The organism is Komagataeibacter sp. FNDCF1 (assembly GCF_021295335.1).
Taxonomy (GTDB): domain Bacteria; phylum Pseudomonadota; class Alphaproteobacteria; order Acetobacterales; family Acetobacteraceae; genus Komagataeibacter.
Genome location: NZ_JAIWOT010000001.1, coordinates 77772 through 104569 on the forward strand (window position 1 = coordinate 77772; position 26798 = coordinate 104569).

General features: G+C 59.6%; 18 protein-coding genes and 2 pseudogenes. 18 read left to right on the forward strand and 2 right to left on the reverse strand.

Annotated features, from left to right (window positions below; genetic code table 11):
* Positions 1 to 102: 102 nt before the first annotated feature.
* The 6 genes and pseudogenes from tnpA to LDL32_RS00390 form a co-directional block, all read left to right on the forward strand.
* Positions 103 to 504 carry an IS66-like element accessory protein TnpA gene (tnpA, locus tag LDL32_RS00365; protein WP_039732708.1) on the forward strand — a complete coding sequence of 134 codons (402 nt, stop codon included), beginning with the start codon at positions 103 to 105 and terminating at the stop codon, positions 502 to 504.
* Complete coding sequence (gene tnpB / locus LDL32_RS00370; protein WP_039734451.1) at positions 501 to 848, forward strand: IS66 family insertion sequence element accessory protein TnpB; 348 nt, start codon at positions 501 to 503, stop codon at positions 846 to 848. Before tnpA ends, tnpB begins: the two co-directional genes overlap by 4 nt.
* 65 nt (positions 849 to 913) lie before the next feature.
* On the forward strand, positions 914 to 2524 hold the full coding sequence (gene tnpC, locus LDL32_RS00375; RefSeq protein ID WP_110548445.1) for an IS66 family transposase: 1611 nt from the start codon (positions 914 to 916) through the stop codon (positions 2522 to 2524).
* A gap of 25 nt (positions 2525 to 2549) precedes the next feature.
* Positions 2550 to 2906 (forward strand): annotated as a pseudogene (locus tag LDL32_RS00380) (transposase); the annotation flags it as partial.
* A gap of 128 nt (positions 2907 to 3034) precedes the next feature.
* A protein-coding gene (locus LDL32_RS00385) for an IS630 family transposase (RefSeq protein ID WP_233063308.1) occupies positions 3035 to 4101 on the forward strand; the annotation gives its coding sequence in 2 pieces (ribosomal slippage) (positions 3035 to 3521 and positions 3521 to 4101; 1068 coding nt in all).
* 13 nt (positions 4102 to 4114) lie between these two features.
* A pseudogene (locus LDL32_RS00390) lies at positions 4115 to 4354 on the forward strand (transposase); the annotation flags it as partial.
* 247 nt (positions 4355 to 4601) lie between these two features.
* Here LDL32_RS00390 and LDL32_RS00395 read toward each other — a convergent pair.
* Positions 4602 to 6866: a TonB-dependent siderophore receptor gene (locus tag LDL32_RS00395; protein ID WP_233063311.1), complete on the reverse strand. Its 2265-nt coding sequence runs from the start codon at positions 6864 to 6866 to the stop codon at positions 4602 to 4604.
* 367 nt (positions 6867 to 7233) lie between these two features.
* Between LDL32_RS00395 and LDL32_RS00400 the strand changes: the two genes are divergently transcribed.
* Positions 7234 to 7563 (forward strand): hypothetical protein, encoded by a 330-nt coding sequence (locus LDL32_RS00400; protein ID WP_233063326.1) that lies wholly within the window; start codon positions 7234 to 7236, stop codon positions 7561 to 7563.
* A gap of 774 nt (positions 7564 to 8337) precedes the next feature.
* Here LDL32_RS00400 and LDL32_RS00405 read toward each other — a convergent pair.
* A complete protein-coding gene (locus LDL32_RS00405; RefSeq protein ID WP_048856220.1) occupies positions 8338 to 9174 on the reverse strand; it encodes an IS5 family transposase in 837 nt (278 codons plus the stop codon).
* Positions 9175 to 9716: 542 nt separating this feature from the next.
* Between LDL32_RS00405 and LDL32_RS00410 the strand changes: the two genes are divergently transcribed.
* The 11 genes from LDL32_RS00410 (at position 9717) to LDL32_RS00460 (ending at position 26680) form a co-directional block, all read left to right on the forward strand.
* The gene (locus LDL32_RS00410; RefSeq protein WP_233063335.1) at positions 9717 to 14441 is read left to right on the forward strand and encodes an autotransporter domain-containing protein; all 4725 of its coding nucleotides are present in this window, start codon (positions 9717 to 9719) and stop codon (positions 14439 to 14441) included.
* Between the two features lie 83 nt (positions 14442 to 14524).
* Positions 14525 to 15124, forward strand: a complete 600-nt coding sequence (locus LDL32_RS17780) for an invasion associated locus B family protein (RefSeq protein WP_255673751.1) — start codon at positions 14525 to 14527, stop codon at positions 15122 to 15124.
* A gap of 645 nt (positions 15125 to 15769) precedes the next feature.
* Complete coding sequence (locus LDL32_RS00420; protein WP_233063345.1) at positions 15770 to 17269, forward strand: carbohydrate porin; 1500 nt, start codon at positions 15770 to 15772, stop codon at positions 17267 to 17269.
* A gap of 152 nt (positions 17270 to 17421) precedes the next feature.
* Positions 17422 to 18921 carry a glycerol kinase GlpK gene (gene glpK / locus LDL32_RS00425; protein WP_233063354.1) on the forward strand — a complete coding sequence of 500 codons (1500 nt, stop codon included), beginning with the start codon at positions 17422 to 17424 and terminating at the stop codon, positions 18919 to 18921.
* Between the two features lie 35 nt (positions 18922 to 18956).
* Positions 18957 to 19796, forward strand: coding sequence for an MIP/aquaporin family protein (locus LDL32_RS00430; RefSeq protein WP_233063356.1), 840 nt, complete (start codon positions 18957 to 18959; stop codon positions 19794 to 19796).
* Positions 19797 to 19884: 88 nt separating this feature from the next.
* Positions 19885 to 21513, forward strand: coding sequence for an FGGY-family carbohydrate kinase (locus LDL32_RS00435; protein WP_233063365.1), 1629 nt, complete (start codon positions 19885 to 19887; stop codon positions 21511 to 21513).
* A gap of 116 nt (positions 21514 to 21629) precedes the next feature.
* Entirely contained in the window at positions 21630 to 22943 is a 1314-nt protein-coding gene (locus LDL32_RS00440) for a sugar ABC transporter substrate-binding protein (protein WP_370636602.1), read from the forward strand.
* Positions 22944 to 22954: 11 nt separating this feature from the next.
* Complete coding sequence (locus tag LDL32_RS00445) at positions 22955 to 23875, forward strand: carbohydrate ABC transporter permease (RefSeq protein WP_370636603.1); 921 nt, start codon at positions 22955 to 22957, stop codon at positions 23873 to 23875.
* Position 23876: 1 nt separating this feature from the next.
* Positions 23877 to 24704 carry a carbohydrate ABC transporter permease gene (locus tag LDL32_RS00450; RefSeq protein WP_233063388.1) on the forward strand — a complete coding sequence of 276 codons (828 nt, stop codon included), beginning with the start codon at positions 23877 to 23879 and terminating at the stop codon, positions 24702 to 24704.
* A gap of 55 nt (positions 24705 to 24759) precedes the next feature.
* A complete protein-coding gene (locus tag LDL32_RS00455; protein WP_233063391.1) occupies positions 24760 to 25878 on the forward strand; it encodes an ABC transporter ATP-binding protein in 1119 nt (372 codons plus the stop codon).
* A 28-nt stretch (positions 25879 to 25906) separates the two neighbouring features.
* Entirely contained in the window at positions 25907 to 26680 is a 774-nt protein-coding gene (locus LDL32_RS00460; protein WP_233063400.1) for an SDR family NAD(P)-dependent oxidoreductase, read from the forward strand.
* Positions 26681 to 26798 lie beyond the last annotated feature (118 nt).

A 26798-nucleotide genomic window follows, 5' to 3' on the forward strand; every position in this document is an offset into this window, starting at 1 on the left:
ATTCTGGTTCAGCTATGAATCATGAGCGATTCAAGAGATAGAGACGCGGTACTACCTGCGAGTGTCGCAGGTAGTACCGCAGAGAGGCTCCAAGGGAGCGGTATGGAGGCAGGAGAGCGAGACAGGCTGGCGGAAGCCTCGCGGATCGAGATCGTTTCAGATCGCCGCCGCTGGCACGCCCCTGAATTTCGCGCGCGCGTGGTCATCGCGTCCTACGAGAGCCGGCGCCCCGTAAGGGAGGTGGCTGCACAGTATGGTGTTCATCCAAGCCTGGTGTTTCGGTGGCGGCGAGAGGCCCGGGCCAAAGCGCAGGGCGGAACATCGTTCGTGCCTGTCATGGTGGCTCCGGCACCTCAGCCGCAGGCATTGGAGCGTCGAAGCGAACAGGGAACGCCGCCTGGCCGAGCGGTCAGCGTGGTCTTTCCGGACGGTGTGCGGCTCGAATTCGACACGGGGCTGTCCGCTGATCGTCTGCGTGAGATTGTGGGCGCGCTGCGGTCATGATTCCGCTTCCCTCCACGCTGAGGATATGGCTGGCGGCCGGCGTGACCGATATGCGCCTCGGGATGCCCGGGCTGGCCCTGAAAGTCCAGGAAACGCTGGGTCGTGATCCTTTCGCCGGCGACGTTTATGTCTTCAGGGGAAAGCGCGGCGACCTGGTGAAACTGATCTGGCACGATGGCGTAGGCCTGTCATTATATGCGAAGCGGATCGAGCGTGGGCATTTCCTCTGGCCCTCGGCCAGGGACGGGGTGATCCATCTTTCCCCGTCACAATTAAGTTGCCTGCTGGAAGGGATCGACTGGAGAAACCCGCAGAAAACCTGGAGACCCGAACTGGCGGGATAATAAAAACTGCGCCAGATCAGCATATACTGGTACTCTTTTGAGCGCCCATGTGGTCAACTGTCTTCATGACGGGAGACACGGACGAGATGATGGCCCTGCGCGCGGCACTTGCCGCGGTCGAGGCGCGCGCTCAGGTCGCCGAATTCCGGGCGTCTTCTGCCGAAACCCGGGCCACTGCCGCTGAAACCCGAGCGATCAGCGCCGAGGCGCAGATCGCCCATCTCAAGCACCTCATTGCGCGGATGCGCCAGGACCGTTTCGGGGCCTCATCGGAGCGGGGGCGCCGTCTGCTGGCCCAGTTCGAACTCGAACTGGAAGATCTGGAGACGGCGCACGCCGAGGATGCGCCGGAAAACGCTCCGGATCCTGCCGTGCGGGCGACAGCGCCCCGGCGCAATCACGGTCGCCAGCCGTTGCGCGCCGATCTCCCGCGCGAACGGGTCGTCATCCCCGTGCCGACACATTGCCCGTGCTGTGGCGGCGAGCGCCTGAGCAAACTGGGGGAGAGCGTCACCGAGACGCTGGAGGTGATCCCGCGCCAGTTCAAGGTGATTCAGACGATACGCGAGAAATTCACCTGCCGCGACTGCGAGAACATCATCCAGCCCCCGGCACCTTTCCACCCGATCGCGCGCGGACGGGCCGGGCCAAAGCTGCTTGCGGGCATCCTGTGCGACAAGTTCCTGCAGCATCTGCCGCTGAACCGGCAGAGCGCCGCATTTGCCCGTGAGGGGATCGATCTCGATACCTCGACGCTGGCCGACTGGGTGGGGGCCTGCACGGCGACGCTGGCGCCCCTTACCGCGCTGATCCGGGCACATGTGCTGGCAGCCCGGCGTCTGCATGCGGACGATACCACAGTGCCCGTGCTGGCCAGGGGGCGCACCGTGACCGGACGGTTGTGGAATTACGTGCGCGACGATGCCCCATTTGGCGGCCTCGCGCCCCCAGCCGTGTGGTTCCGCTACTCCCGAGACCGCAAAGGTGAACATCCGGCCGACCATCTCACCGGCTGGACCGGAATCCTGCAATCAGACGCCTATGGCGGATACACCCACCTGGCAAAGCCGGGACGCCAGCCCGCGCCTGTTGTTCCGGCCGGCTGCTGGGCGCATGGACGCCGGGGACTGTTCAAGATTGCCGAAAAGGACAAGGCGCCACTCGCCATAGAGGCCGTGCGCCGGATCGACGCCATATTCGACGCCGAACGCGCGATCAACGGCAGCTCCGCCGCACATCGGCTGGAGATCCGCAAGGAGAGCATCGCCCCGCTGGTCGAGGAGTTGCTCGACTGGATGCGCGATACCTGCCGGCGCATGTCGTCCAAAAACCCCATCGCCCAGGCAATGAACTATATTCTCAGACGGGGCGATACATTCACGGTATTTCTGGAAGACGGTCGGATCTGTCTGACGAATAACGCGGCGGAACGCGCAATCCGGGGTATCGCACTGGGGAGAAAAGCCTGGCTGTTCGCCGGCTCCGATCGTGGCGGTGAAAGAGCCGCCGCCATGTATTCCCTCGTCGTCACCTGCCGCCTGAACGAGGTCGATCCTCAGGCATGGCTCGCCGATGTGCTCGCCCGCATCAACGACACTCCCAACCCACGCCTCCATGAACTCCTGCCCTGGCATTGGAAACCCATTGCTCAAGGCGAGAATAACGTCGCTGCCTGATCACGCCCGCGTCTCTCGCCGGATGGTTACGGCCCTTCTGATCTTCAGCTATGCGAACGGGTTGTTTTCCTCACGCCGGATCGAGCGGGCGACATATCGCGACATCGGGGTACGCTTCGTGGCGGCGAACCTGCATCCGGATCATGATACGATTGCGACCTTCCGCCGGACGAACCGGACAGCCATTGAAGCTGCATTTGCGCAGGTCCTGCTTCTGGCGCGCGAGACGGGTCTGCTGCGTCTGGGTGTCGTATCGATTGACGGCACGAAAATTGATGCCGACGCTTCGAAATACCGTTCCCTGCGCTACGACCGGATCAGGGCACTGCGCGAACAGCTGGCGGTGGATATCGCGAAACTGATGGACCAGGCGGAGCACGCGTAACCATCCGGCGAGAGACGCGGGCGTGATCAGGCAGCGACGTTATACCAAGGGCTACTGTCTCTGACTCATCTGTGAAGTGACGCGAAGGGCCTGTTCTGATTCTGTCGTGAGAGGGAGGATCGGGAATGGCTGGTGCGATTGCCTTACGGACGGATTATACGGCTTCTGCGTTACGGCGTCTGGCCTCTCGTACGCGGGATGCGAATGTTGCACGGCGCCTTTTGTCTCTGGCTGCGGTGCGCGACGGTGCCAGCCGGGGCGAAGCGGCGCGGATCGGCGGGATGGACCGGCAAACCCTGCGGGACTGGGTGCACCGGTTCAATGCTGCGGGGCCGGATGGCTTGCACGATCAGTGGCGCAACGGGTCGGTCTGCCGCCTGACAGCGGACCAACTGGCAGAATTATCGGCGCTGGTCACGACAGGGCCTGACCGTGCCCGGGACGGCGTGGTGCGCTGGCGTCGGGTCGATCTTCAGCGGGGCATCGAAGAGCGTTTTGGCGTCTCCTATCACGAACGCCATGTCTCCGCCCTGTTGAAGCGGCTTGGGTTCAGCCACGTCAGCGCGCGTCCGCGTCACCCCGGACAGGATCCGTCCGTCATGGACGCGTTTAAAAAAACTTCCCCACGATCCTGAGCGCCCACACCGGGCATCTGCCCAGAGGCAGGCGGATTGAACTCTGGTGGCAGGACGAGGCCCGCATCGGGCAGAAAAACGGTCTTGTCCGGCAATGGGCGCGGCGTGGCACCCGACCACGCCAGCCTGCCGATCAACGCTATGAGAATGCCTGGCTGTTCGGCGCCATCTGCCCCGCACTCGGCAAGGCGGCAGGCCTGGTGTTGCCGTTTACCGGCACGGCCAGCATGCAACTGCATATCGAGGAAATCTCACGCTGCGTCGCACGCGGAGCGCATGCCGTCGTCCTGCTCGATCGTGCCGGCTGGCATACAACACCCAAACTCAGACTGCCGCGCAACGTCAGCCTGATCTTCCTGCCGTCCCGCGCGCCCGAACTGAACCCGGTCGAGAATATCTGGCAGTTCCTACGCGCCAACTGGCTGTCCAACACCGTGTTCAGCGGCATCGAACACATCATCGAAGCCGCATGCACCGCATGGAACAACCTCACCGCCCTGCCACAGACCATCCGATCCATCGGCCTCAGAAAATGGGCTCATATAGGTCAAAGGTGATAGCCCGTAGTATTACGACCTCAGATCCCGGCCCGAAGAAAGGGGGGCGCACCAAATAACCGAACCCTGGCGGCTCGCCATGAAGGACAGGCTGGAAACCACAGAAGCCGGAGATCTTTACAGAATACGCAAACAGACCGTGGAGCCGGTCTTTGGAATTATCAAAAGCATCATGGGCTTCAGCAGATTCAGCTTGCGTGATCTTGCAAAAGTTACGACTGAATGGACTCTCGTTGAACTCGCATATAACTGAAAAATAATGGCACGGCTTCAGGAAGAACAAGTCGGGTTAACCGCAGTCTTATGATCCTGACAATGGCCAACCCGACAGACTGTTAATCTGATTACATGAAAAGATGTCGGGAATTTCCCCCAACGCCTTTGGTATCACTTTATTTAAAATAACTAAATAAAATTTATTAATATAGAACGATAAAAACTCACGCTGAAAAAAATAAATAATGTATTTATAATTTATTCATAAAAAATTTTGTTTTGGATTAAAGATCGGCGCTAATTGAAAACTTGAAAGTTTCAGGATCGCCCATAACCAGATCACTCTGGTAAACCGAAGCCCAGTAGCGCTGGTTACCGATGTTATCGACCTCAAAGCGCGCGGTCAGCGGCTTTTTGGCTGCAAGGAAGGTATAACGGGCCCCAAGGTCGAAACGTGACCATGCCGGCAGGTGCGTCGTGTTCATGCTGTTGAACTGCTGCTTGCCAGTGCTGATGACACGGCCAATCAGTGTCAGCCCTTTTACGAAAGGCACGTCGTATTCAAGGTTGCCATTGATGGTGTAGTTCGGCACACCGATCACGGTCTTGCCGTCATATGCTCCGCCCGCGGTCTGCATCTGCTTGGCGTCGATCAGCGTCAGGCCACCGTTGAAGCGCAGGCCGCGCAGGATCTCGCCATTGAAGGTCAGTTCCATGCCCCGGTTCCGCTGCCTGCCGTCCTGCGTATAGATTTCCTGCCCGGTATTGCCGTAGGCTTCGGTCATGCCCTGTGGCATGGATGTCTGGAAAAATGCGACACCCGCAGCAAAGCGGCCGATATCATATTTGGCGCCCACTTCGTACTGGGTGCTCTGGTATGGGGCGAAGACCTGCCCGGCATTGACATAGGTTGCGCCCACTGTCTCCCCTGCCGAAAGCCCCTGGATTCGGTTGAAATACAGCGCCGCATGTTTGACCGGATGAATGACCAGGCCAATGACGGGCGAGAACGCCGCCGCATCATAATGGGTGCTGAGCTTGCCGGTGCCATAGGCGAAGGAGTCTGACAGGATATCCTGGTAACGGAAGCCCCCCGTCAGCGCGATGCGGTCGTGCCAGAATGTCATGGTATCGGACAGGAACAGGCTGTACAGCTTGTTCCACGCCACCCGGCCGGGACTGTTCAGACTGCCGCCGCTATAGGTTTCCTGCGGGGTGAACTGTGTAGGGTGATAGATATTGCCTGCCTGTGAGGTCAGGCTCATGGAATAGGCGGCATCTGATTCCTCCCATATCGCCGACCCGCCGGCATTGATTTCGTGCCTGATCGGGCCGGTGGTCACATGCGCATGAATACCGGCCTGCGTGGCCTCGTTCATGACGTTATACGCATCCGCCATCGCGCCCACGGTGCCGGCGCCAGTGCGGGAATTGGTCAGCGTGGTGGTGGCGTAATTACCCATTTCGTTACCGCCCTGCGCGCCGAATTTGCCATACGCGGTAATGTGGCTGCCAAAATCATGCTCGATGTTCAGCGTGCCGAACAGGTAGCTCAGATCGGTATAGGCCCAGCGCTGGCCCCAGTTTTCTGATGGTGCGGTTGCCCGGGGTGCAGGCATGCTGTCGGACAGGCTGGAGACGATGATCGCGCTACGGCCGCCAAAAACCTGCTGTTTCTGGTAATTCATGTTCATGTCGATGCGCGTGTCATCATTGTGCCAGTCAAAGGCCGCGCCAAGTGCCACGTCGTCGCGCCGCTCGCCCCTGATCGCCGTCTCCCCATCCATGCCGGCGGCGTTGAAACGGAAACCGAAGGCATGGTCCTTGCCAAACCGGCGGCTTATGTCAAACGCGCCACCGCCCTGTCCGCTGCTGGTATAATCGCCTGTGATGCGCGTAATGTCGGTTGCCGCCGCCCGTTTGGGGATCAGGTTGACATTGCCGCCCACGGCCGAACCACCGGGGGCTGCGCCATTCAGGAATGCGCTGGCACCATTGAGCACCTGCACTGAATCATAAAGCTGGGGCGAGACAAGCTGCCGCGGGGTAACGCCATACAGGCCGTCAATGGCCACGTCATCTCCATACAGGGTGAATCCGCGGATCTGGAACAGCTGCGCGTAATTGCCATACCCCATGGTGGTGCGCACGGTGGGGTCGTTCAGCAGCACATCGCCCAGTGTCTGTGACTGCTGGTTCAGAATCAGGCTGGAATTGTAGCTGCGGATGTTGAAGGGTACGTCCAGGCCTTTCTTCTTGCCAAGTGCGCCCAGATCACCACCGCTGCTGACATACATGCGGTTCTGGCGGGCGGCTGTGACGACAATGTCCTCGTGCTGTGCCGGCGCGGCATCCGGCGTGTTTTCTGCTGCTGTATTCCTGCCATTTGCCGCAGTGCCGGCAGGTGGCACATTGGCGGCGGAAGACTTCACTTTTTCCTGCACTGGATCAGAAGCATCTGTTGCAGCGACAGCCGCCATCCGGCCTTCCATGCCCATCAGCACGGTGGAGGCCAGGAAGGTGCTCAGGCAAAGCGCACGAAGATTCATTATCAAAGCCCATAGAATGATGTTTCCCGACCCTTATTTCGCAAATGATAGTAACTTGCAATACCAGATGCGTGCCCGTACGGGCACATGTGCTCGAAATTCGTCATCAGATCTTCCGCGTATCGTCACCTCGATAGAGCCCGTCATGTCTCTGATGTTAATGAGTGTTGCCCGCAGTTCTTGTCCGGATGCCAGCCGTCATACGCAATCTGGAATGAGTCGCGTACAGCCGAAGATGCATGACCGTGAACGCCGCTCCGGCACTTTGTAATATTTTGTATTCGGCAGGGCTTTGTCCCGCTATGGCGGAAAGACGCCGTGTAAACGGCAACATGAAAGATCCGAAAACAGTTGTCTCGGGCGCCTCATGATCCGGGAGAATAAGGAGCGGGCGAAATGCTGCCCTGATATAATTGATGACGTGATGTCATGGGCCTGCGCGCCAATGGTGGCATGGGCTGAGGGCAGCAGGCGTGAAAGGAAAAAGCACTATGGGCAGGCAGGCTGTAGTAACAAGTCGAAGCGTTTTCCGCCTGAATTTCCTGCACACGTGGCGTGTATGGTTCTGCAAGAAGAGAAGAACCATCCCATGCGCTGGGTCGTAGTGATGATGATCGCACTTATTGGAAATATCCCGTCAGCAGAAGCACGGACACGCTTCGATGCACAGCAGAAATCACATGCACCGGCTGCCTGATTCAAATAAAAACGTCTCCACAAAGCCTGGGATAATTCAGAATGGCAGGGTCTATACCATCGCAGAATGCATATAGTACCTGAAAGGTCGTAATATATATTTTTTACGGTATTTGGATCACGATATTGTCATGACAGCAAGGAAAGTGCACAAGCACCATACTCTCCAGGCTGTTGCCACCGTCATTCTGCCAGTTTCGAATCCATAATATTTTCAGCGGTATTATGTCTGTTTTCAGATTCGCCGGATCAGAATCTATGATCCAAGACAAAGATGTACCAACGCAAAAAATCATTTTCCTGCGACAAGAGATGCGTTGTGTGAGTATTGACATGTTATAACGTTCAATGGTTAATTATGTCATAATAGGGATTCGTAAATCTGGGTTTATATGGGTGGAACGTAAATCAATGTCGATACAATTGTTTTTCAATCTTGGAACAACGTCTGCGCGCAAACCTGTTCCGGTTGAAAAACGGATTGAATGTCAAAGCCCTGCAATCCTGCGTTCACTCGGATACTGTACGGCCCTGACAAGTCTGGTTGTGTGGAGGAATCTGTTCCAGGGCATGAAACAGAATCTTCGCATGCAGGGATATAACGGCGCGGTCAGGCCCATATCGACAGCCATTCTTGTTCTGGGTTTCCCGGTTGCGGCATCCGCACAGTGCGTTACAGGCACAAACTCGATTTCGTGTTCCGGAAGTACGCAGACAACGACAGTCGGCAGTATTACAAACGGATTGTCCGTTAAGAGCCCGATCCGAAAGTTTTTCAACCCTGACAATGCCTTGCTGTCCGTCGTGTGAGCATTCGGATTGAGGCGATCAATGTCCATGCGGTTGAGGAAGCAATGGATTGTTCCCAATCTTTGGCGAGCCGCCTGCATCGTCCCAGCCATGCGAATGTCCGTTCCACCACCCAGCGACGCGGCAGGATCTGAAAACCCTTCACCGTATCGGACCGCCTGATGATTTCGAGGGTCCATTTTCCCATGGAGGCGAGCGCGGATCGCAATTTGTCGCCAGCATAGCCGCCATCAGCGAAGATGTGGCGCAGCCAGGGAAAGCGCCTGCGTATCGCTGCCAGAACATCAACGGCCCCATCACGGTCCTGGATATCAGCGGCATGAACGAGGAGAAAGATCAGGAAGCCGCAGGTATCCGTCACGATATGGCGCTTGCGGCCCTTGACCTTCTTCCCCGCGTCATAGCCCGAAATCCCGCCGCTTTCCGTGGTTTTCACCGACTGGCTGTCAATCACGCCCGCGCTCGGAGAGGCGTCACGTCCCTCGATCTCGCGCAGGCTCATGACCAGCACCGTATTCATGACCTCGAACACTCCGGCATCACGCCAGGCGTAAAAATAGCGCCTGATGGTCGAGACCGGCGGAAAGCATTTCGGCAGCAGACGCCACGCACACCCGGCCGAGGCTATGTAGAGCATCGCATTGACCACCTCGCGCATATCCGTCGTGCGCGGACGACCGCCCCGTTTCGCCGGGGGCACAAATGGCATGATCAAAGTCCACTCCCCGTCCGTCATGTCCGATGGATATCGCAATCTTTCCCGGCTATACTCGCGCCGGGCAATACCAGTCCATGTCACCATTCACTCCATCTCTCTGCAAAGACGGATGAATCACAACAGGCTGGTATTGTTCAAAAACTTTCGGATCGGGCTCTAAGATCGCGGCTGATGATACCGTCTCGACATACAGTAACGCGAACACCGATCCCTCTACAGTTGCAAACGATGCGGTTGTTGTCGGGGGAGGCGGTACAGTCGAGATAGCGGGAAAGATTACTACCGAGTCAGATAACCCCTATACACCCCTATATGCCAATTCACTGGGTGGGACCATCCCCGGCCTGAACAGTACCGACACTATAGAAGGGGAAAGCGGAACAACGATCACTGTTGATTCCGGCGGTCAGGTTCTTGCCACAGGTTCCCAGAAAACGGCGGAAGCCATCAACCTTACCGGTACCGGTAATACCATAATCAATAATGGCACCATATCGTCAGACAATGCAGATGCAATGTATTTCAATGACGATAAAGCCAATGTTACGTCAGCATCAAGCACTGCAACAATAATCAATAATGGCATTATTGCGGGATATACGTCGCAAGGCACCGCAAACAGTGGTATGGTTGCAATCGGCGAAGGTGGTTCCGAAACATTCGATATCACCAATGAATCTGGCGCCACGATCGAAGGTCAGATCAAGCTCAGCAAGGGCGCTACCAATCTGGAGGTCGATCCGGGTTCAACGATTACCGGAACTGTCAGCACCCAGGGCAACAGCGCCAATACGCTTGTTCTTGGCGGTACGGCCGCAGAATCTGCAGCCGCTGGCGCGCTGACCATGTCTTCCGCCCTTCAGGGGGGTGTCGAGGGGTTTGCTACCCTCGACAAGGAAGGAACGAGCACCTGGCAGGTAGACAGGTCCCTCAATTCGGAACTGGTCAATGCCAAAGGGGGCAGTCAGGCTGTTACAGTTGATGTGAATGCAGGTACCCTTGCCCTGACGGCAGACAACAGTTCGTTCAATGGAACCATGACGGTCGATACCGCAGGCACGTTGAAAATTGGCGACCAGGCGGATGGTGTGGGCACGGCCGGCAGCCTGACCGGGAATGTGACGGATAATGGTGCGGTTGTCTTTGACCGTAGCGACAGTGCCACCATGTCTGGTCTGGCCATTGGCGGCACGGGAAGCGTGACACAGGAGGGGAGCGGCACAACAACCCTCGATACGGCCCAGACCTATAGCGGGGCGACAACGATCAGTGCAGGCACCCTTGCCCTGTCCGGTAGTGGCAGCGTGACGGATTCCAGTGGTGTTACTGTCAATTCGGGCGGGACGTTCGATATCAGCGGTACGACATCCGGCACGTCCGTCCAGACCCTTGATGGCACGGGTGGTGTTTCACTGGGGAGCCGGACCCTGACGCTATCCAACGCCAGCGGCAACTATGGCGGCGACATGTCGGGTACGGGCGGGCTGACGGTGGCTGGCGGGACGGAAACGCTGGCGGGGGCGAATACCTATACCGGCATGACCACGGTGGCATCTGCCGGCACACTGGATGTGACCGGATCAGTTGCCGGGAATGCCAGCAATGCCGGCAACCTGAATGTGACGGGCACGGTTGCCGGCACGGTCGGCAACACCGGGACGATGGATGTCAATGGCGGCAAGGTGGGCGCCACAACGAACAGCGCCACGCTTACGGCGGAGAACGGCACGCTGGCGTCGCTGGATAATACAGGTAACGCCACCCTGACGGACAGCACCGTCTCAGGCGCGCTGGCGAACGGGACGGGCGGCACGGCCACCGCCACGGGCGGAACGATCGGCAGTGCAACGAACGCCGGGACGTTGACGCTGGGCGCGGGCAACACGGTAACGGGCGATGTGGCCAACACCCCGGGCGGTGTGCTGACACTGGATGGCGACACGATTAACGGGACGCTGGCCAGCAACGGAACCAGCCTTGACGTGACGACGAATGGCGCATCCGCGGGTTCGCTGTCGGGTAGTGGCAATGGCACGCTCGACGGCACCCTGACGCTGACGAACGCGGCGGATACCTATTCCGGCGCGCTGTCTGGTGCGGGGGGGCTTACGGTTTCGGGCGGGACGGAAACTCTGTCGGGCGCCAATACCTATGGCGGTGCGACGACAGTGGCGTCCGGCGCGGTGCTGCAGCTTGGCACGGGTGGGACGTCCGGTTCCCTTGATGGCACGTCTGGCATCAGCGACGACGGCACGCTGGTCGTGGACCGGTCCGATGCAGTCATCCTGTCCGCACCCGTTTCCGGCACCGGTGCGCTGGTTCAGGCGGGCGCGGGCACGACAACCCTGACCGGCGCCAACAGTTACAGCGGTGGCACGACCATTTCCGGCGGCACGCTGGCGGGCACGACCACAAGCTTCGGTTCCGGTGCGATTACCGATGATGCGGCGCTGGATGTCGATGTCGCCTCCACCGATACCGACAGCCTCGCCAACACGGTCACGGGCACTGGCAGCCTGACCAAGACAGGCAGTGGCACGCTGGTGCTTGATAACGCCGCCGACAGTTACAGCGGCGGCACGACCGTAAGCGCGGGCACGCTGCAGGTCGATGGCAATGAAAGCCAGATCGGCGGCACGACGACGGTTGCGTCGGGCGCCACGCTGTCGGGTGTCGGGACCATGGGCGGGGATGTCACGATTGCCAGTGGCGGCACGCTGTCACCCGGTGATGGCACCAATAGCGTCGGCACGCTCGCCATTGGTGGCAACCTGACCGAGGAAAGCGGTTCCGTCGCGAATTTCGATATGGGCCAGGCCGGGACAGTGGGTGGAAAATATAACGACCTGGTCAGTGTCGGGGGCAACCTGACGATAGCGGGCACCCTGAATGTCAGCCAGAGCCCGGGCGGTGATTTCGGGCCGGGTGTCTATCGCCTGTATGATTATGGTGGCACGCTGACCAATAATGGCGTGACACTGGCCGGGACGGATGAAACACTTCAGACATCCGTCAACAACGAAGTCAATCTGGTCGTGGCGGCGACTGGCACCCAGGAGCAGTACTGGGATGGCAGCAATGTCAACGGCGACCACGGCAGCGATGGCACATCCGGCAACGGGCAGGTCAATGGCGGCAATGGCGTATGGACCGCACCGGGTGGCAGTGGCGATGGCAACTGGACCACTTCGTCCGGAACGGGCAATACCCCCTCCACGCAGGGCGCATTCGATATATTCGAAGGCAAGGGTGGCACCGTCACCGTTGATGACAGCAGTGGCGATGTGACGCTGAGCGGCGCGCAGTTCGCCAATTCCGATGCGTCCAGCGGCGGCAGATATGTCATTACCGGTGATACGCTGTATTCATCCGGCTCGGACCTGACGCTGCGCGTCGGTGACGGTACGGCCGCCGGTGCGGATACGGTCGCGGAAATCGATTCAAAGATTGATGACAGCAAGGTTGCGGGTGGCACGACCCTGACCAAGACCGATGGCGGCACGCTGATCCTGGGCGGTAACAACAGTTATAGCGGCGGGACCGATATTCAGGGCGGCACGCTGGTGGGCACGACGTCCAGCTTCGGCACGGGTGCGATCAATGACGAAACGGGCGCCAGCCTGACGCTGGACCAGGACACGGATGGCACGCTGGGCAACGGGCTGGGCGGCTCCGGCACGCTGGTAAAGGACGGTTCGGGTGATGTCACGATTGCCAGTGATGATTCCGGCTTTACCGGCAACACCAGCATCAATGACGGTACCCTGACGGTCGATGGCTCGCTGGCGAATTCCAGCGTGACCGTGGGCGGGGCGGGGACGCTGGCTGGCACCGGGACCGTGGGGTCGACCACCGTTGCCAATGGGGGCACGCTGTCACCTGCGGGCGGCAATGCGCTGGGAATGCTGACGATTGACGGCAACCTGAACATGGGGGCCGGTTCCACCTATGTCGTCAATGGCGGGAGCGCGGGGCAGAGCGACCTGGTATCGGTTACCGGCGGGGCGACCCTGAATGGCGGCACGGTCGAATTCACGGTTCCCAGTGGCACCAGGCTCAAACCCGGGACCGAATATACCATCCTGACCACCGGGACCGGGGTAACGGGGCAGTTTGCGGGGCTTTCGACCAATCTTTCGGATGCCTATACCTTCCTCTCGCCCGAACTGCTTTATACTGCGGACGACGTGGATATTACGCTGGGCCGGAATACGACGACCTTCGAATCCGTTGCGAACACACGCAATGAACGCGACGTGGCGGCCGTGCTGGATGGCATGGGTGGCAGCAATGCGATGGTAAACGCCATCGAACAGTTGAACGGGGCACAGGCGCGCAAAGCCTTTGATGCCCTGTCGGGCGAGATCCATGCATCCGCCCGCACTGCGCTGATCGAGGACAGTTTTTATGTTCGCAATGCCGCGATTGACCGCCTGCGCAATGCCGCGTGTGATCCCGGCGCTGACGCCAACCAGAAGACGGCAACCCTGAAGGGCCGCAGGACGGATGGCACCTGTATGCAGGACCGCGTGACGTTGTGGGGTGAGGCCTTCGGGTCATGGGGCCATAATTCCGGTGATGGCAATGCAGGTGGCATGAACCATTCCGTTGGCGGCTTCGTGCTGGGGGCAGATGCACCGGTCTTCAAGACGTGGCGCGTTGGCGGACTGGTCAGCTATGGCCGCTCGACCTTCAGTTCGGAAGGAACCGATGCGTACGGGCACAGCAACAACGTAACGGTTGGCGGCTATGCCGGGACACACTGGGGGCATCTGGCCCTGCGCATGGGTGCGACCTATACATGGGCGATGATGTCCACCAGCCGGAGCGCGTCCTTCCCTGGTTTTTATGAAAAGCTGAACAGCAGCTACAATGGCGGCGTGGCGCAGGGCTTTGGTGACCTGGGGTATCGCTTCGACCTCGGCAAGACCGCGATCGAGCCGTTCGGTAATGTCGCCTACGTCAACATGCATACGGACAGCTTCCGTGAACATGGTGGGGCTGCGGCGCTGAACGGGCGCGCCATCGATACGGGCACGACCTATTCCACGTTCGGCGTGCGCATGTCCTCCGTATTCCATGCTGGCAACGTCCTGCTGGTGCCGGAAGGCAGCCTGGCTTACCGCCATACCTTTGGCGCTACGGTTCCCACCACGCGCGAAGCGTTTGCCGCGGGCGGCAGTTCGTTCGATGTCGCCGGTGTGCCCCTGTCGCGTGATGCCGCCGTGCTGAACGCCGGCCTGCGTGCGCACCTGACGGATCGCCTCGAACTGGGTATTTCCTATATCGGCCAGTACGGTAACCGGTCGGTGGATAGTGGCCTGCGCGGACGTTTTGCCTGGAAGTTCTGATCCGGGCATAGCGATTTTTTTGATCAATCTACATCTGGCCGACTGGTCGGTGCCGGTCTGATGTCTGTACGAGATTTTGAATAATGAACTGGAAAATCATAGCAGGTTCCGTTGCATCACTGGCCATCTTCGCCGTAGCGGGGACGGAGGTGGCGCAGCATGCTACAGCATCCACATCCAGTACAAAGACTGAAGCACCGACAACGGGAGCACCCGTATCAGCAACGGATGCGCATCTGTTGCCAGGCGGGGCTACGTCCATCAATGAAACCTATCAGGACTGGCGTGTCATCTGCCAGCAGGCGGACAAACGGGCCGGCTGCATCATGGTGCAGCAGGTCATTGACCAGAAAACCCGCAAGACGGTCATGAATATGGAATTGTCGACCGACCGGCAGGGCCTACGTGGCATTGTGCTGCTCCCGTTTGGTCTGGATCTGGGCAAGGGGATTGCACTCAAGGTGGATAATACGGTTTTGGGGCAGCCCATTGCCTTCAGGACATGCCTGCCGGCAGGCTGCATTGCCCCGTTGTCCTTTGATGTATCTGCTCTTTCCCATCTGCAGGCCAGCAAAACCATGCAGATTGCAGCCGTTTCGGTACGGGGGCAGAATATCGCCTTTCCAGTATCCCTGAACGGGTTTTTCAATGCGTTTGGTCGTATCAAGGCGATAAGTAAATAAAAGCACGGTGTACTGTCGGCCCTGGCTGCTGGTGGCCGACCGTAAGACCGTCCCGGCGCATCGCAACGTGCCATGACGGACGGCAACCAGCCGTATTTACAGATATTATGTCTGCACCGGGAATATCCGGTCAGTGGCACCCGTTACTGCCATGGCCATGATGCCCCGGAATATGCCCCGTATTGCCAGACGCCATGATTCTGCGCCCCAGCACGGGCGCCCACCATCCCCAGTACCACAAGGCCTGGCAGGGATACGGCAGATACGGTTCATGACACCATGCCGGCGTCAGCCCTCTCGCTCTTGAAGCAGGTGTGGCACAATTACTTCCTGACCGGTACAAAACCCTCACAAATCCACAGGATCGAAAACCTGTGCGGGACAATCGGGGACCGGGGTCGTGCCGCAATGCGTCAGGGGCACCGTGCATGGCCATTTATGCCCGCACTGCATATAGCAGCAAGTTGCATCCCCGGTCCCAAATATTAAGACGTGATACTAATTTACATCAAATATAGATTGGCCGGATTATTCACAAACTTGTGTTATTTATGAACTAAATCTTTCTTATCCGTAAATCGATAGACATCCTGTTCCGATAGCCGAACCCGTGGCCCCAAACCGCCCGGGAAGGGAGAGCAGACAATGTATGTCATCAAGACATGCGTCAAAACCAAGAACAAGTCTGCAATAACATGGTATGGCTTTCCTGCCCGTATCAGGCTTCTGGCCGTTACGATGGGGATGCTGTTTGCCTGTTGCATGCTCGCTTCCGAAGTATTGGCGCAGACAGAAACCGCCAAGACCGCCTTTACAAGCCATTATGAACCCGCTGCCTTTCCCATGACCGAAATGGGACAGGTGGCGATCGGCCCTCTCGTACCCATGCTGACCGCCACGCCCCATCTGTTCGGAAACTGGGGCGGCATACAGCCGTGGCTGACAAATCGGGGCATATTCCTTAATGTTACCGTCAATGAAGAATACATGGGTAACATTACCGGCGGCAAGCAGCGCGCCAACGTGCTGGCAGGCCAGGTCGCGGGTGCGCTGGACATAGACTGGCAACGCCTGGCAGGGATTCCATCGTTCTGGACCCATATGCTGGTCATCAACGGGCACGGCAACAGCCTGTCCAATGCCATGGGGGATTCGGTCACCAACCCTGAAGAAATATATGGCGCACGTGGCAACGTGGTTGCCCATCTGGTGGACATGTATGCTGACAAGGGCTTCCTGCGCGATCGCATCATCCTTTCGGTCGGTGTCATACCAACAGGCAGTTTTTTCAACCAGGATTATCTTGCCTGTTCGTTCATGAACGTATCGGTGTGCGGCAATCCGGCACCTTCCAAATACGTGCCGGGCGGACGAGACTGGCCTTCGGGCAACCTCGGTGCGGTCCTGCGGGTAAGGCCCACGCTGCGGACCTACATCATGGGTGGCATATTTGCCGTCAGCCCCCATGCCTATAACGGCGGCATATCCGGCTGGGCGCTGGGACAGGACGGACTGGGCAAGCTTTCCTCCCAGGTCGAGATCGGATGGAGCCCCTCCTTTGGCAGGCACCACCTGCTGGGCCACTACAAGATCGGGTACTGGTACGACAATTCCCGCTATCCCAACCTTTATGCCGACATAAACGGCAACTCCTTTCAGGCGAGCGGCCTGCCGCGGCGCTATGAATCCGGCATGAACGCGGCATGGCTCATGTTCAACCAGATGATCCACCGCAGCGGGGACGGACTGGCAAACGGACTGATCGTGATTGGCGGCGTTGATTATACGCAGGGCAGCCAGGTGGCCATGCGGGATCATGAATGGATCGGCCTGCTGCAAAGCGGCACCCCCTGGGGCCGCCCGCTGGATCAGGTGGGTGCGATGTTCCAGTACATGGAAATGAGCCATACCGTGGCCCTGCAGCAGGAATCCTCGCTTGCACTTGGGCTGCCCTACCTGCCCAATCAGTGGGGCGCCGTTTACGGCATACAGAGCCATGAAAACGTATGGGAAGCCTTCTACAGCATCCACGTTGCGCGTGGCACGGCTTTCCAGCCTGATTTCCAGTACCTGCAGCGCCCCGGGGCCACGACAACCTTCCATGATGCGGCGGTGATCGGGTTCCAGTTCACCACCAATCTCTGAACGGTCCGGTCAGGCTTTTCCGCTGAAATTCTGCACAAATAATAAGTAAAAACGTTTTCTGAACCCGGATATGCAGAAAAAATATTCTTGCAAGAAGATAACATTCCAATATCGGGAAACGTTATTGAAAAAATATAAAAAAGGAATGCAGCATGACGGAATACGTTGGCGCGATAGACCAGGGCACGACCAGTTCCCGCTTCATGATATTCGACCGGAAGGGAACGGTTGTTTCCGTCGCGCAGAAGGAACACCGCCAGATCTATCCCCAGCCCGGCTGGGTTGAACATGATCCAATGGAAATTCTTGAAAATACCAATGAAATGATTGGTGCCGCGATGGCGCGCGCCAATCTGGGTGCGCCCAGCCTGGTGTCGGTCGGCATAACCAATCAGCGCGAGACCGCCGTGCTGTGGGACAGGACAACGGGCCTGCCCCTTCATAACGCCATTGTATGGCAGGACACCCGCGTGGACCAGCTGGTCAGTGAATATGGCCGTGACGGGGGGCAGGACCGCTTCCGCGCCGTGACCGGCCTGCCGCTGGCAAGCTATTTTGCCGGTCTCAAGCTGCGCTGGCTGCTGGATAACGTGGAGGGCGCGCGCCAGAAAGCCGAAAGCGGGCAGGCGCTGTTCGGCACGGTTGACAGCTGGCTTTCATGGAACCTGACGGGAGGTACCAAAGGGGGCATTCATATCACCGACGTGACCAATGCCTCACGCACCCAGCTCATGAACCTGAAAACCTGCGCGTGGGATGAGGACATGCTCGAGGCATTTTCCATTCCCGCCGCATGCCTGCCCCGTATCGTGCCGTCATCACAGGTGTATGGCACGATCACGATCCCCAGCCTGCAGGGCACGAAACTTGCCGGTATTCTGGGGGACCAGCAGGCGGCCCTGGTCGGGCAGACCTGTTTTGCGCCGGGGGAAGCCAAGAACACCTATGGAACCGGTTCGTTCCTGCTGATGAATACCGGCACCGATCCGGTCCAGTCTGGGGCAGGGCTGCTGACAACGGTGGCCTACCAGTTCGGCACGGAAGAACCGCGCTACGCGCTGGAAGGCTCCATTGCCATTACGGGCGCGCTTGTGCAGTGGCTGCGCGACAATCTGAAGCTGTTCGATCTGGCGACACAGATCGAACCGCTGGCGCGCAGCGTGGCGGATAATGGCGGCATCTATATCGTGCCCGCCTTTTCCGGGCTGTACGCGCCTTACTGGAAGGAAAATGCCCGTGGCACCATTGTCGGGCTGACCCGTTACGTCACACGCGCGCATTTTGCACGCGCGGCACTGGAGGCAACGGCCTTTCAGGTGCGCGATGTGGTCGCCGCGATGGAGGAGGACAGCGGCATCATCCTGAGCAGCCTCAAGACGGATGGCGGCATGGTGGCGAACGAACTGCTCATGCAGTTTCAGGCCGATATCCTGAATGTGCCGGTCGTGCGCCCGAAGGTGGTGGAAACCACCGCCCTGGGCGCGGCCTATGCTGCAGGCCTGGCCGTTGGTTACTGGAAAAATATCGATGACCTGCGCGCCAACTGGGAAGTGGACCGCACCTGGCAGCCCACGATGCCGGCCGAACAGCGCAGCCGTTACCTGGCATGGTGGAAAAAGGCGGTACAGAAATCCTTTGACTGGGCGGAGTGATCCGGGTCCGGTCCAATACATAAGGAAACAGGCCAATGAATCGGGAATTCCTGGGCGAGCTGATTTCTGAAGCTCTTGCCGTATTCATCATCATTGCCTTCGGTGATTCGGTGGCGGCGATGTATCTCCTCTATGATCCCAGCCCATACCTGCAGTCCTACTGGGGGGTATGCATTGTATGGGGGCTGGGGGTGACTGTCGCCATCTATGCCACCGGGTCGGTATCGGGCACGCATGCCAACCCGGCGGTTACCCTTGCGCTGGCAACCTATCGCGCCTTTCCGTGGAAAAAGGTGCTGCCCTACTGGATGGCGCAGGTCGCAGGCGGCTTTGTGGGGGCAGGGCTGGTCTATGCGCTTTACTATCCTGTCATCAACCATTTCAATGATATCCACCACCTTGCCCGCGCGACTGGTGGCGGGGCGGGCGTGTTCTTTACCGCCCCCGCACCGGGCATAACCGTATGGCATGCCTTCAGTGATGAAATCATCCTGACCGCCATACTGATATTCGGCATCTTCGCCATTACCGAGCAGTATAACGAAATGGCGCCCGGCGCCAATTTCGGTGCGCTGATCATCGGTTTTCTGGTTGCGGCCATTGGCGCCTCCATGGGGTATCTGGAAGCATGGGCCATCAATCCGGCCCGCGATCTCGGCCCCCGACTGTTCGCCTGGCTGGCGGGCTGGCATGCGGCCGCCCTGCCTGCTGCGGGCCATTACTGGTGGGTGCCCATTGCCGGGCCACTGATCGGGGGACTGCTGGGGGCCACGGCCTACGAGTATCTGGTATTTCCCTTCCTGCCCGCGCAACTGCGTGCACAGAAGGCACTGCAGGGCAAGATCGAGGAAGAAAGCATCATCATAGGGGAGTGATGGCCCTTTCCTGCCGGCCCTGCCTTCCCGACACGGTGGCGGCAGGGTTGCAGGTCCGTTATCCGACAGGAAGGAGTGAGCCGGGCAGATGGATGTTGTCATTGGTATTGATGTGGGAACAGGCAGCGCGCGCGCGGGGGTTTTTACGCTTGATGGCCACAGGCTTGGCGCGGGTAGTACTCCCACCCGTACATGGCAGCCGCGCCCCGACCACATGCAGCAGTCTTCCACCGACATATGGCGTGCGGTGTGCAACAGCGTGGCCACCGCCCTGTCCCTGGCACGCGATGCGGCCGCAGGGGCACTGAAAGTATGCGGCATCGGGTTTGATGCAACCTGCTCACTGGTTGTGGTCGGTCCCGACGGGGGGCCACTCTCCATTGATATGGATGGTGCGCCGGAGCAGGACGTGATCCTGTGGATGGACCATCGCGCCATGGCCGAAGCCGCCGAAATCAATGCAGGTCAACACGACGTGCTGCGCTATGTGGGCGGTGTGATTTCACCCGAGATGGAAACGCCCAAGCTGCTCTGGCTCAGGCGCCACCTGCCCGATGTGTTTGCCCGCGCCACCCTGTTCCTTGACCTGCCGGATTACCTGACCTGGCGCGCAACCGGAGCCACGTCACGCTCACGCTGTTCGACCGTGTGCAAGTGGACCTACCTCGCCCATGAAAACCGCTGGGACGATGCCTATTTCCGTGCAATCGGGCTGGGCATGCTGGCTGATGAGGGCTACCGCCGCATCGGCACCGACATCAGGGCGCTGGGCGCGCGTGTCGGTGCCGGGCTGGACAGCCGCGCTGCTGCGGAGCTGGGCCTGCCGGCCGGTACGCCGGTCGCGGTTTCCGCCATTGATGCGCATGCGGGGGGCATTGGCGTGATCGGTAGCACGATCGGGGATGAACCGCCTGTGCTCAACCGGCGGCTGGCGCTGATTGGTGGCACATCAAGCTGCCATATGGCCGTCTCTCCCCAGCCCCGCTTCGTACCCGGGGTATGGGGGCCCTACCGAGATGCCATGCTGCCGGACATGTGGCTGAATGAGGCGGGCCAGTCAGCCACCGGCAGCCTGATTGACTTCATCATCACGACCCATCCCGCCACACCGGCATTGCGCCAGCAGGCCGAAAGGGAAGGCAGGACGATCTATCAGGTCCTGAACGACCTGCTTGCCGCATCTGAAGGCGGCAGGCCCGCGGGAACGCTGACGGAAGAGCTGCATGTCATGCCGGATTTCCATGGCAACCGTTCCCCCCATGCCGACCCGACACTGCGCGGCATGATCAGCGGGCTGGGCCTGAGCGCCACGGTGCGGGATCTGGCCGTGCTGTATCTGGCAACCATACAGGGACTGGCCTATGGCACGAGCGATATCGTGGCGATGCTGAACCGGCAGGGCTATGCGATCGATACGATCATCGCAACAGGGGGCGGTACGAAAAATCCCGTTTTCCTACGCGAGCATGCCAATGCCACGGGCTGCCGCATCGTGCTGCCGGAAGAACCCGATGCCGTGCTGCTGGGCAGCGCGGTAATGGCCGCCGTGGCGGCGGGAACCTATCGGACAATCGGGGCGGCCATGGCGGCCATGACACGCGTGCGGGCGGAAATATTGCCCGTTGCGGAAAGTGCCCGCTTTCATGAAGCGAAATTCCAGGTCTTTGCACAGATGCATGCCGACCAGATCCGCTACAGGCAGATCATGAACAAATAAGGTTTCTGGCATGGGAACTACATGATGCCCATGGCACTTTACAGGAAAAAAACAGAACCCTGTCCACCTGACAGAATACCAGAAAAAATCCATAAAAATCAATAAAGGGTATTATAATGGTGACTTCCAGGATCGTGGCCTGCATGACCACCATCGGCCTGTTGATGGCAGGCGGCGCGCAGGCGGCCGGCACGCTTACAATCGCTACCGTCAATAATGGTGACATGATCATCATGAAGGAATTATCGGGGGAGTTTGAAAAGGCCCATCCCGATATCCACCTGAACTGGGTAACACTGGAAGAGAATGTCCTGCGCCAGCGTGTCACGACCGACATCGCAACCCATGCAGGGCAGTTCGATATCCTGACCATTGGCAATTACGAAGTGCCGATATGGGCAAGGCAGGGCTGGCTGGCCGAACTCAGGCCCGGTTCCGATTACGGTATGGATGACATCATACCCTCCGTCCGTGCGGGGCTGAGTGTGGATTCCAAACTGTATGCCCTGCCTTTCTATGCAGAAAGTGTGATGACCTATTACCGGACCGACTTGTTTCAGAAGGCTGGGCTGACCATGCCGCAGCACCCCACCTATGACCAGATCCGCACCTATGCTGATAAAATTACTGACAAGGACAGCCAGATCTACGGCCTGTGCCTGCGCGGCAAGCCGGGCTGGGGGGAGAACATGGCCTATGTCAGTTCGCTGGTGAATACATTTGGCGGGCAGTGGTTTGGCATGGGGTGGAAGCCGATGCTCGACACCCCTGAATGGAAGGCGGCGCTGACATGGTACGTATCGGGCATGAAGGCCGATGGCCCGCCAGGGGCCACATCCAACGGCTTTAACGAAAACCTTGCCCTGTTTGCCAGCGGCCATTGCGGCATCTGGGTTGATTCAACGGTTGCGGGCGGCCTGCTGTTCGATCCCAAACAGTCACATGTGGCGGACAGGGTCGGCTTTGCCGCATCGCCCACCGGCCCGTATGGCAAGGGACCGACATGGCTGTGGAGCTGGAACCTGGCCATTCCCGCTTCCTCCAGGCATGCGGATGATGCGCGCCTTTTCATCGAATGGGCGACATCGAAGACCTATGTCCAACTGGTAGCGCAGCGCAAGGGCTGGGTGGCGGTCCCGGCGGGCACCCGCGTGTCCACCTACGACAATCCTGACTACCAGAAGGCGGCCCCCTTCGCCACATTCGTCCATACCGCCATAGACACGGCTGACCCCAACGGCCCGACAAAGCAGCCACGCCCCTATGGTGGCGCGCAGTTCGTGGGCATTGCCCCCTTCCAGGGCATTGGCACCCAGGTTGGCCAGACGGTGGCGGCAGCACTGTCGGGCCAGATGGCGATTGAACAGGCGCTAAGTGCGGCGCAGGCCGCCGTGACACGCACCATGCGCCAGTCCGGTTACCTGCACTGAAGGGGGCGACAATGCACAAGGCAGCCATACACACGCCCGCAGTCGCCCAGCCAGCAGGCAGGGCGGCCCGCAACCGGGACCTGCAGGGCTTCGTGCTTCAGTCACCCGCCATCATGCTACTGCTGGTCTGGTCGGTCGTACCACTGCTCATGACGCTGTGGTACTCCATGCGCAACTACAACCTTGTTGACCCCACGCAACAGGGCTTCGCGGGCATCAGCAATTACTGGTATCTGCTGACCGACCCGGATTTCCTGACATCGCTGGAAAACACGGCCATCCTGGTGGGTGGCGTGCTGGTCATATCGGTGGGGTTGGGTACCCTGCTGGCCGTTTTGTACAATGAGGAATTCGCAGGGCGCAACATCGCCCGCATTCTTGTCATCTCGCCCTTCTTCATCATGCCCACGGTGGCCGCCCTGCTGTGGAAGAACCTGATGCTCCATCCGATCTATGGCGTGTATTCCGCCATGATGCGGGCGGTGGGCCTGACACCGGTTGACTGGCTGTCACGTTACCCGCTGGCAACGCTGGTCATGATCGTATCGTGGGAATGGCTGCCCTTTGCGGTCCTGATCCTGCTGACTGCCATGCAGTCGCTCGATACCGAACAGAAGGAAGCCGCACGCATGGATGGCGCGGGCATGGTGGCGCAGTTCATCAACATCACCCTGCCTCACCTGTCGCGCGCGATTACGGTCGTGATCATGATCGAGACGATTTTCCTGCTGACCATATTTGCCGAAATCTCGGTCACCACGGCAGGGGGCCCCGGTGTCGCTTCCACCAACCTTGCCTTCCTCATCTACTCGCGTGCGCTGTTGCAGTTTGACGTGGGCGGGGCGTCGGCAGGGGGCGTGGTGGCCATTGTCATTGCCAATGTGGTGGCAGCCTTCCTGCTGCGCGCCGTGGCCCGCAATCTGGAGACCTGACATGGCACGCACCAGCACACGCCTGCGCCATGGCGCAACCGGCATACTGGCCTGGGGCATCGCCCTGTGGATGTTCTTCCCGATCCTGTGGATGTTCCTGACGGGCTTCAAGAGCGAACCCGACGCGGTTGCAACACCGCCGCATATCGTCTTCAGTCCAACGCTTTCAAGCTATCGGGATGTCTTTGCGCAGGAAAGCTACTGGCATTTCGCCATCAACAGTGTTGTCATCTCGACGGTGGCAACCCTGCTGGCGCTGCTTGTCTCCATCCCTGCGGCCTATGCCATGGCGTTCCTGCCGGGGCCGCGCACGCGCATGACGCTGCTATGGATGCTGTCCACCCGCATGCTGCCTGCCGTGGGCGTGCTGGTGCCGATCTACCTGCTGGCCCGCGCAACCGGCCTGCTGGACAGCCGGACGGGGCTGATCATCATCTACATGCTGACCAACCTGCCCATCACGGTATGGATGCTCTACACCTTCTTCCGCGAAGTGCCGGTTCCCATACTGGAAGCGGGGCGGATGGACGGGGCCACACGCTGGCAGGAAGTCACACAGGTTCTGATGCCGCTTGCACTGCCGGGCATTGCCTCGACCGGGCTGCTCTCCCTCATCCTGTGCTGGAATGAAACGTTCTGGTCACTGAACCTGACGTCCTCCGCCGCGGCACCGCTGACAACCTTCATTGCTTCCTTTTCCTCCCCCGAAGGGCTGTTTTTCGCCAAGCTGTCCGCCGCCTCGACGCTGGCGGTGGCCCCCATCGTGATCTTTGGCTGGGTGAGCCAGAAACAGCTTGTGCGCGGCCTGACATTCGGGGCGGTGAAATAAAGCCCCACGGCCCGCACGCCACACCCCACGCCCCCGTAACAGGAACGCACAGACCATGGCGACCGTAGAACTGCGCAGCCTGCGCAAGACCTATTCGAGCGAGGAAATCATCAAGGGTGTCTCTCTTTCCATTGCGGAACGGGAGTTCATCGTGTTCGTAGGCCCATCGGGCTGTGGCAAATCCACCCTGATGCGCATGATCGCAGGGCTGGAGGACATCAGTGCCGGTGACCTGCTGATTGACGGACGGCGGGTAAACGACACGGAACCCGCACGCCGCGGGGTGGCCATGGTGTTCCAGTCCTACGCGCTGTATCCACACATGACCGTCTATCGCAACATGGAGTTTTCCCTGCGGCTGGCAGGCATGCCCGAAGCCGAGCGACGGCAGCGTATCAGTGATGTGGCGCGCATCCTTCAGCTTGATCCCTATCTTGATCACAAGCCGGGCCAGCTGTCGGGTGGTCAGCGGCAGCGCGTGGCGATCGGGCGTGCGATCGTGCGCAACCCCAGGGTCTTCCTGTTCGATGAACCGCTGTCCAATCTCGACGCCGCATTGCGCGGGCAGATGCGCGTTGAACTGGCCAGCCTGCATCGCCGGCTTGGCGCAACCACAATCTATGTAACCCATGACCAGGTGGAAGCCATGACCATGGCCGACAGGATCGTGGTGCTGAACAGGGGGGGCGTGGAACAGATCGGCACCCCGCTCGAACTCTATCACCGGCCCCGCAACCTGTTTGTGGCGCGCTTCATGGGATCCCCCGCAATGAACCTGCTGCCCGGCAGCCTTCATGCGCTTTCCCCGCAAGGGGTCATGCAGGTGCGGGTCGGGGCGGTCAGCGTATCCATCCCCATGCAGCCGCAGCAGCCCGGACTGGAAGCGGGTGCCCCGGCCACGCTGGGCATCCGGCCCGAACATATCCGTATTGATCCGCATGGAGCAGTCGCAGGCGTGGTCGAAGTCAGTGAACGGCTGGGGGCGGTCACGCTGCTGCATGTACGCCTGCCTGACGGGCAGATGATCGTGGTGCAGACGGACGGGAACAACATGAACCGTGCCGATATGCCCGTAAACCTGACGTTTGAGGAAGAACACTGCCATCTGTTCGATGCGAATGGCCTGGCGCTGGCCCGCGGGGTGGAGCATCCCCTGCTTGCCAGCGTAGGGTAAACGATCCCTTTTTTCAGGATACAGGCATATGTATACGGAAAAACTCCGCCTTGACGGGCGTGTCGCGGTTGTAACCGGCGGCGCGCAGAACATCGGTCTGGCCTGCGTTACGGCGCTGGCGGAATTCGGCGCCCGCGTCATCATTGCCGATCGCGATGCAGAACTGGCGGCGGATGCCGTGAGCGGACTGGCGGCGCGGGGGCTGGATGTATCGGCCACGCTGCTTGACGTAACCGATACGGCACAGGTGGATGACTGCGCTAAGCGGATCGGGGCGGAGGAAGGCCGTGTCGATATCCTGGTCTGCAGTGCCGGGATATGCATTTCCGAAGTCCGGGCCGAGGACATGACGGACGGCCAGTGGCTCAGGCAGATCGATATCAATCTCAATGGGATTTTCCGCTGCTGCCGGGCATTCGGCCGCATCATGCTGGAACAGGGCAGGGGCGCGATTGTAAATATCGGGTCCATGTCGGGCCTGATTGTCAACCGCCCGCAGGAACAGGCGGCCTATAACGCATCCAAGGCCGGCGTGCATCAGTATACACGATCACTCGCGGCGGAATGGGCCATGCGCGGGGTGCGGGTCAATGCGGTCGCCCCCACCTACATCGAGACCACCCTGACCCGCTTTGGCATGGAGAATCCACGCCTGTACGACGCATGGCTGGAGGGTACGCCCATGCACCGCGTGGGCCAGCCCGACGAAGTCGCCTCGGTCGTGCAGTTTCTGGCATCGGATGCAGCCAGTCTGATGACCGGGGCCATTGTCAATGTCGATGCCGGGTTCACCGTATGGTAGATTACCGGAACAGGCAGCAAGGATGAATCCACTGCCTGATCATTCATTTAACCCGACCGGAATGGCATCCGGCCGGGTCTGCTCCCGTTAAGGATCAACACTCCGGGACGCTACCCGC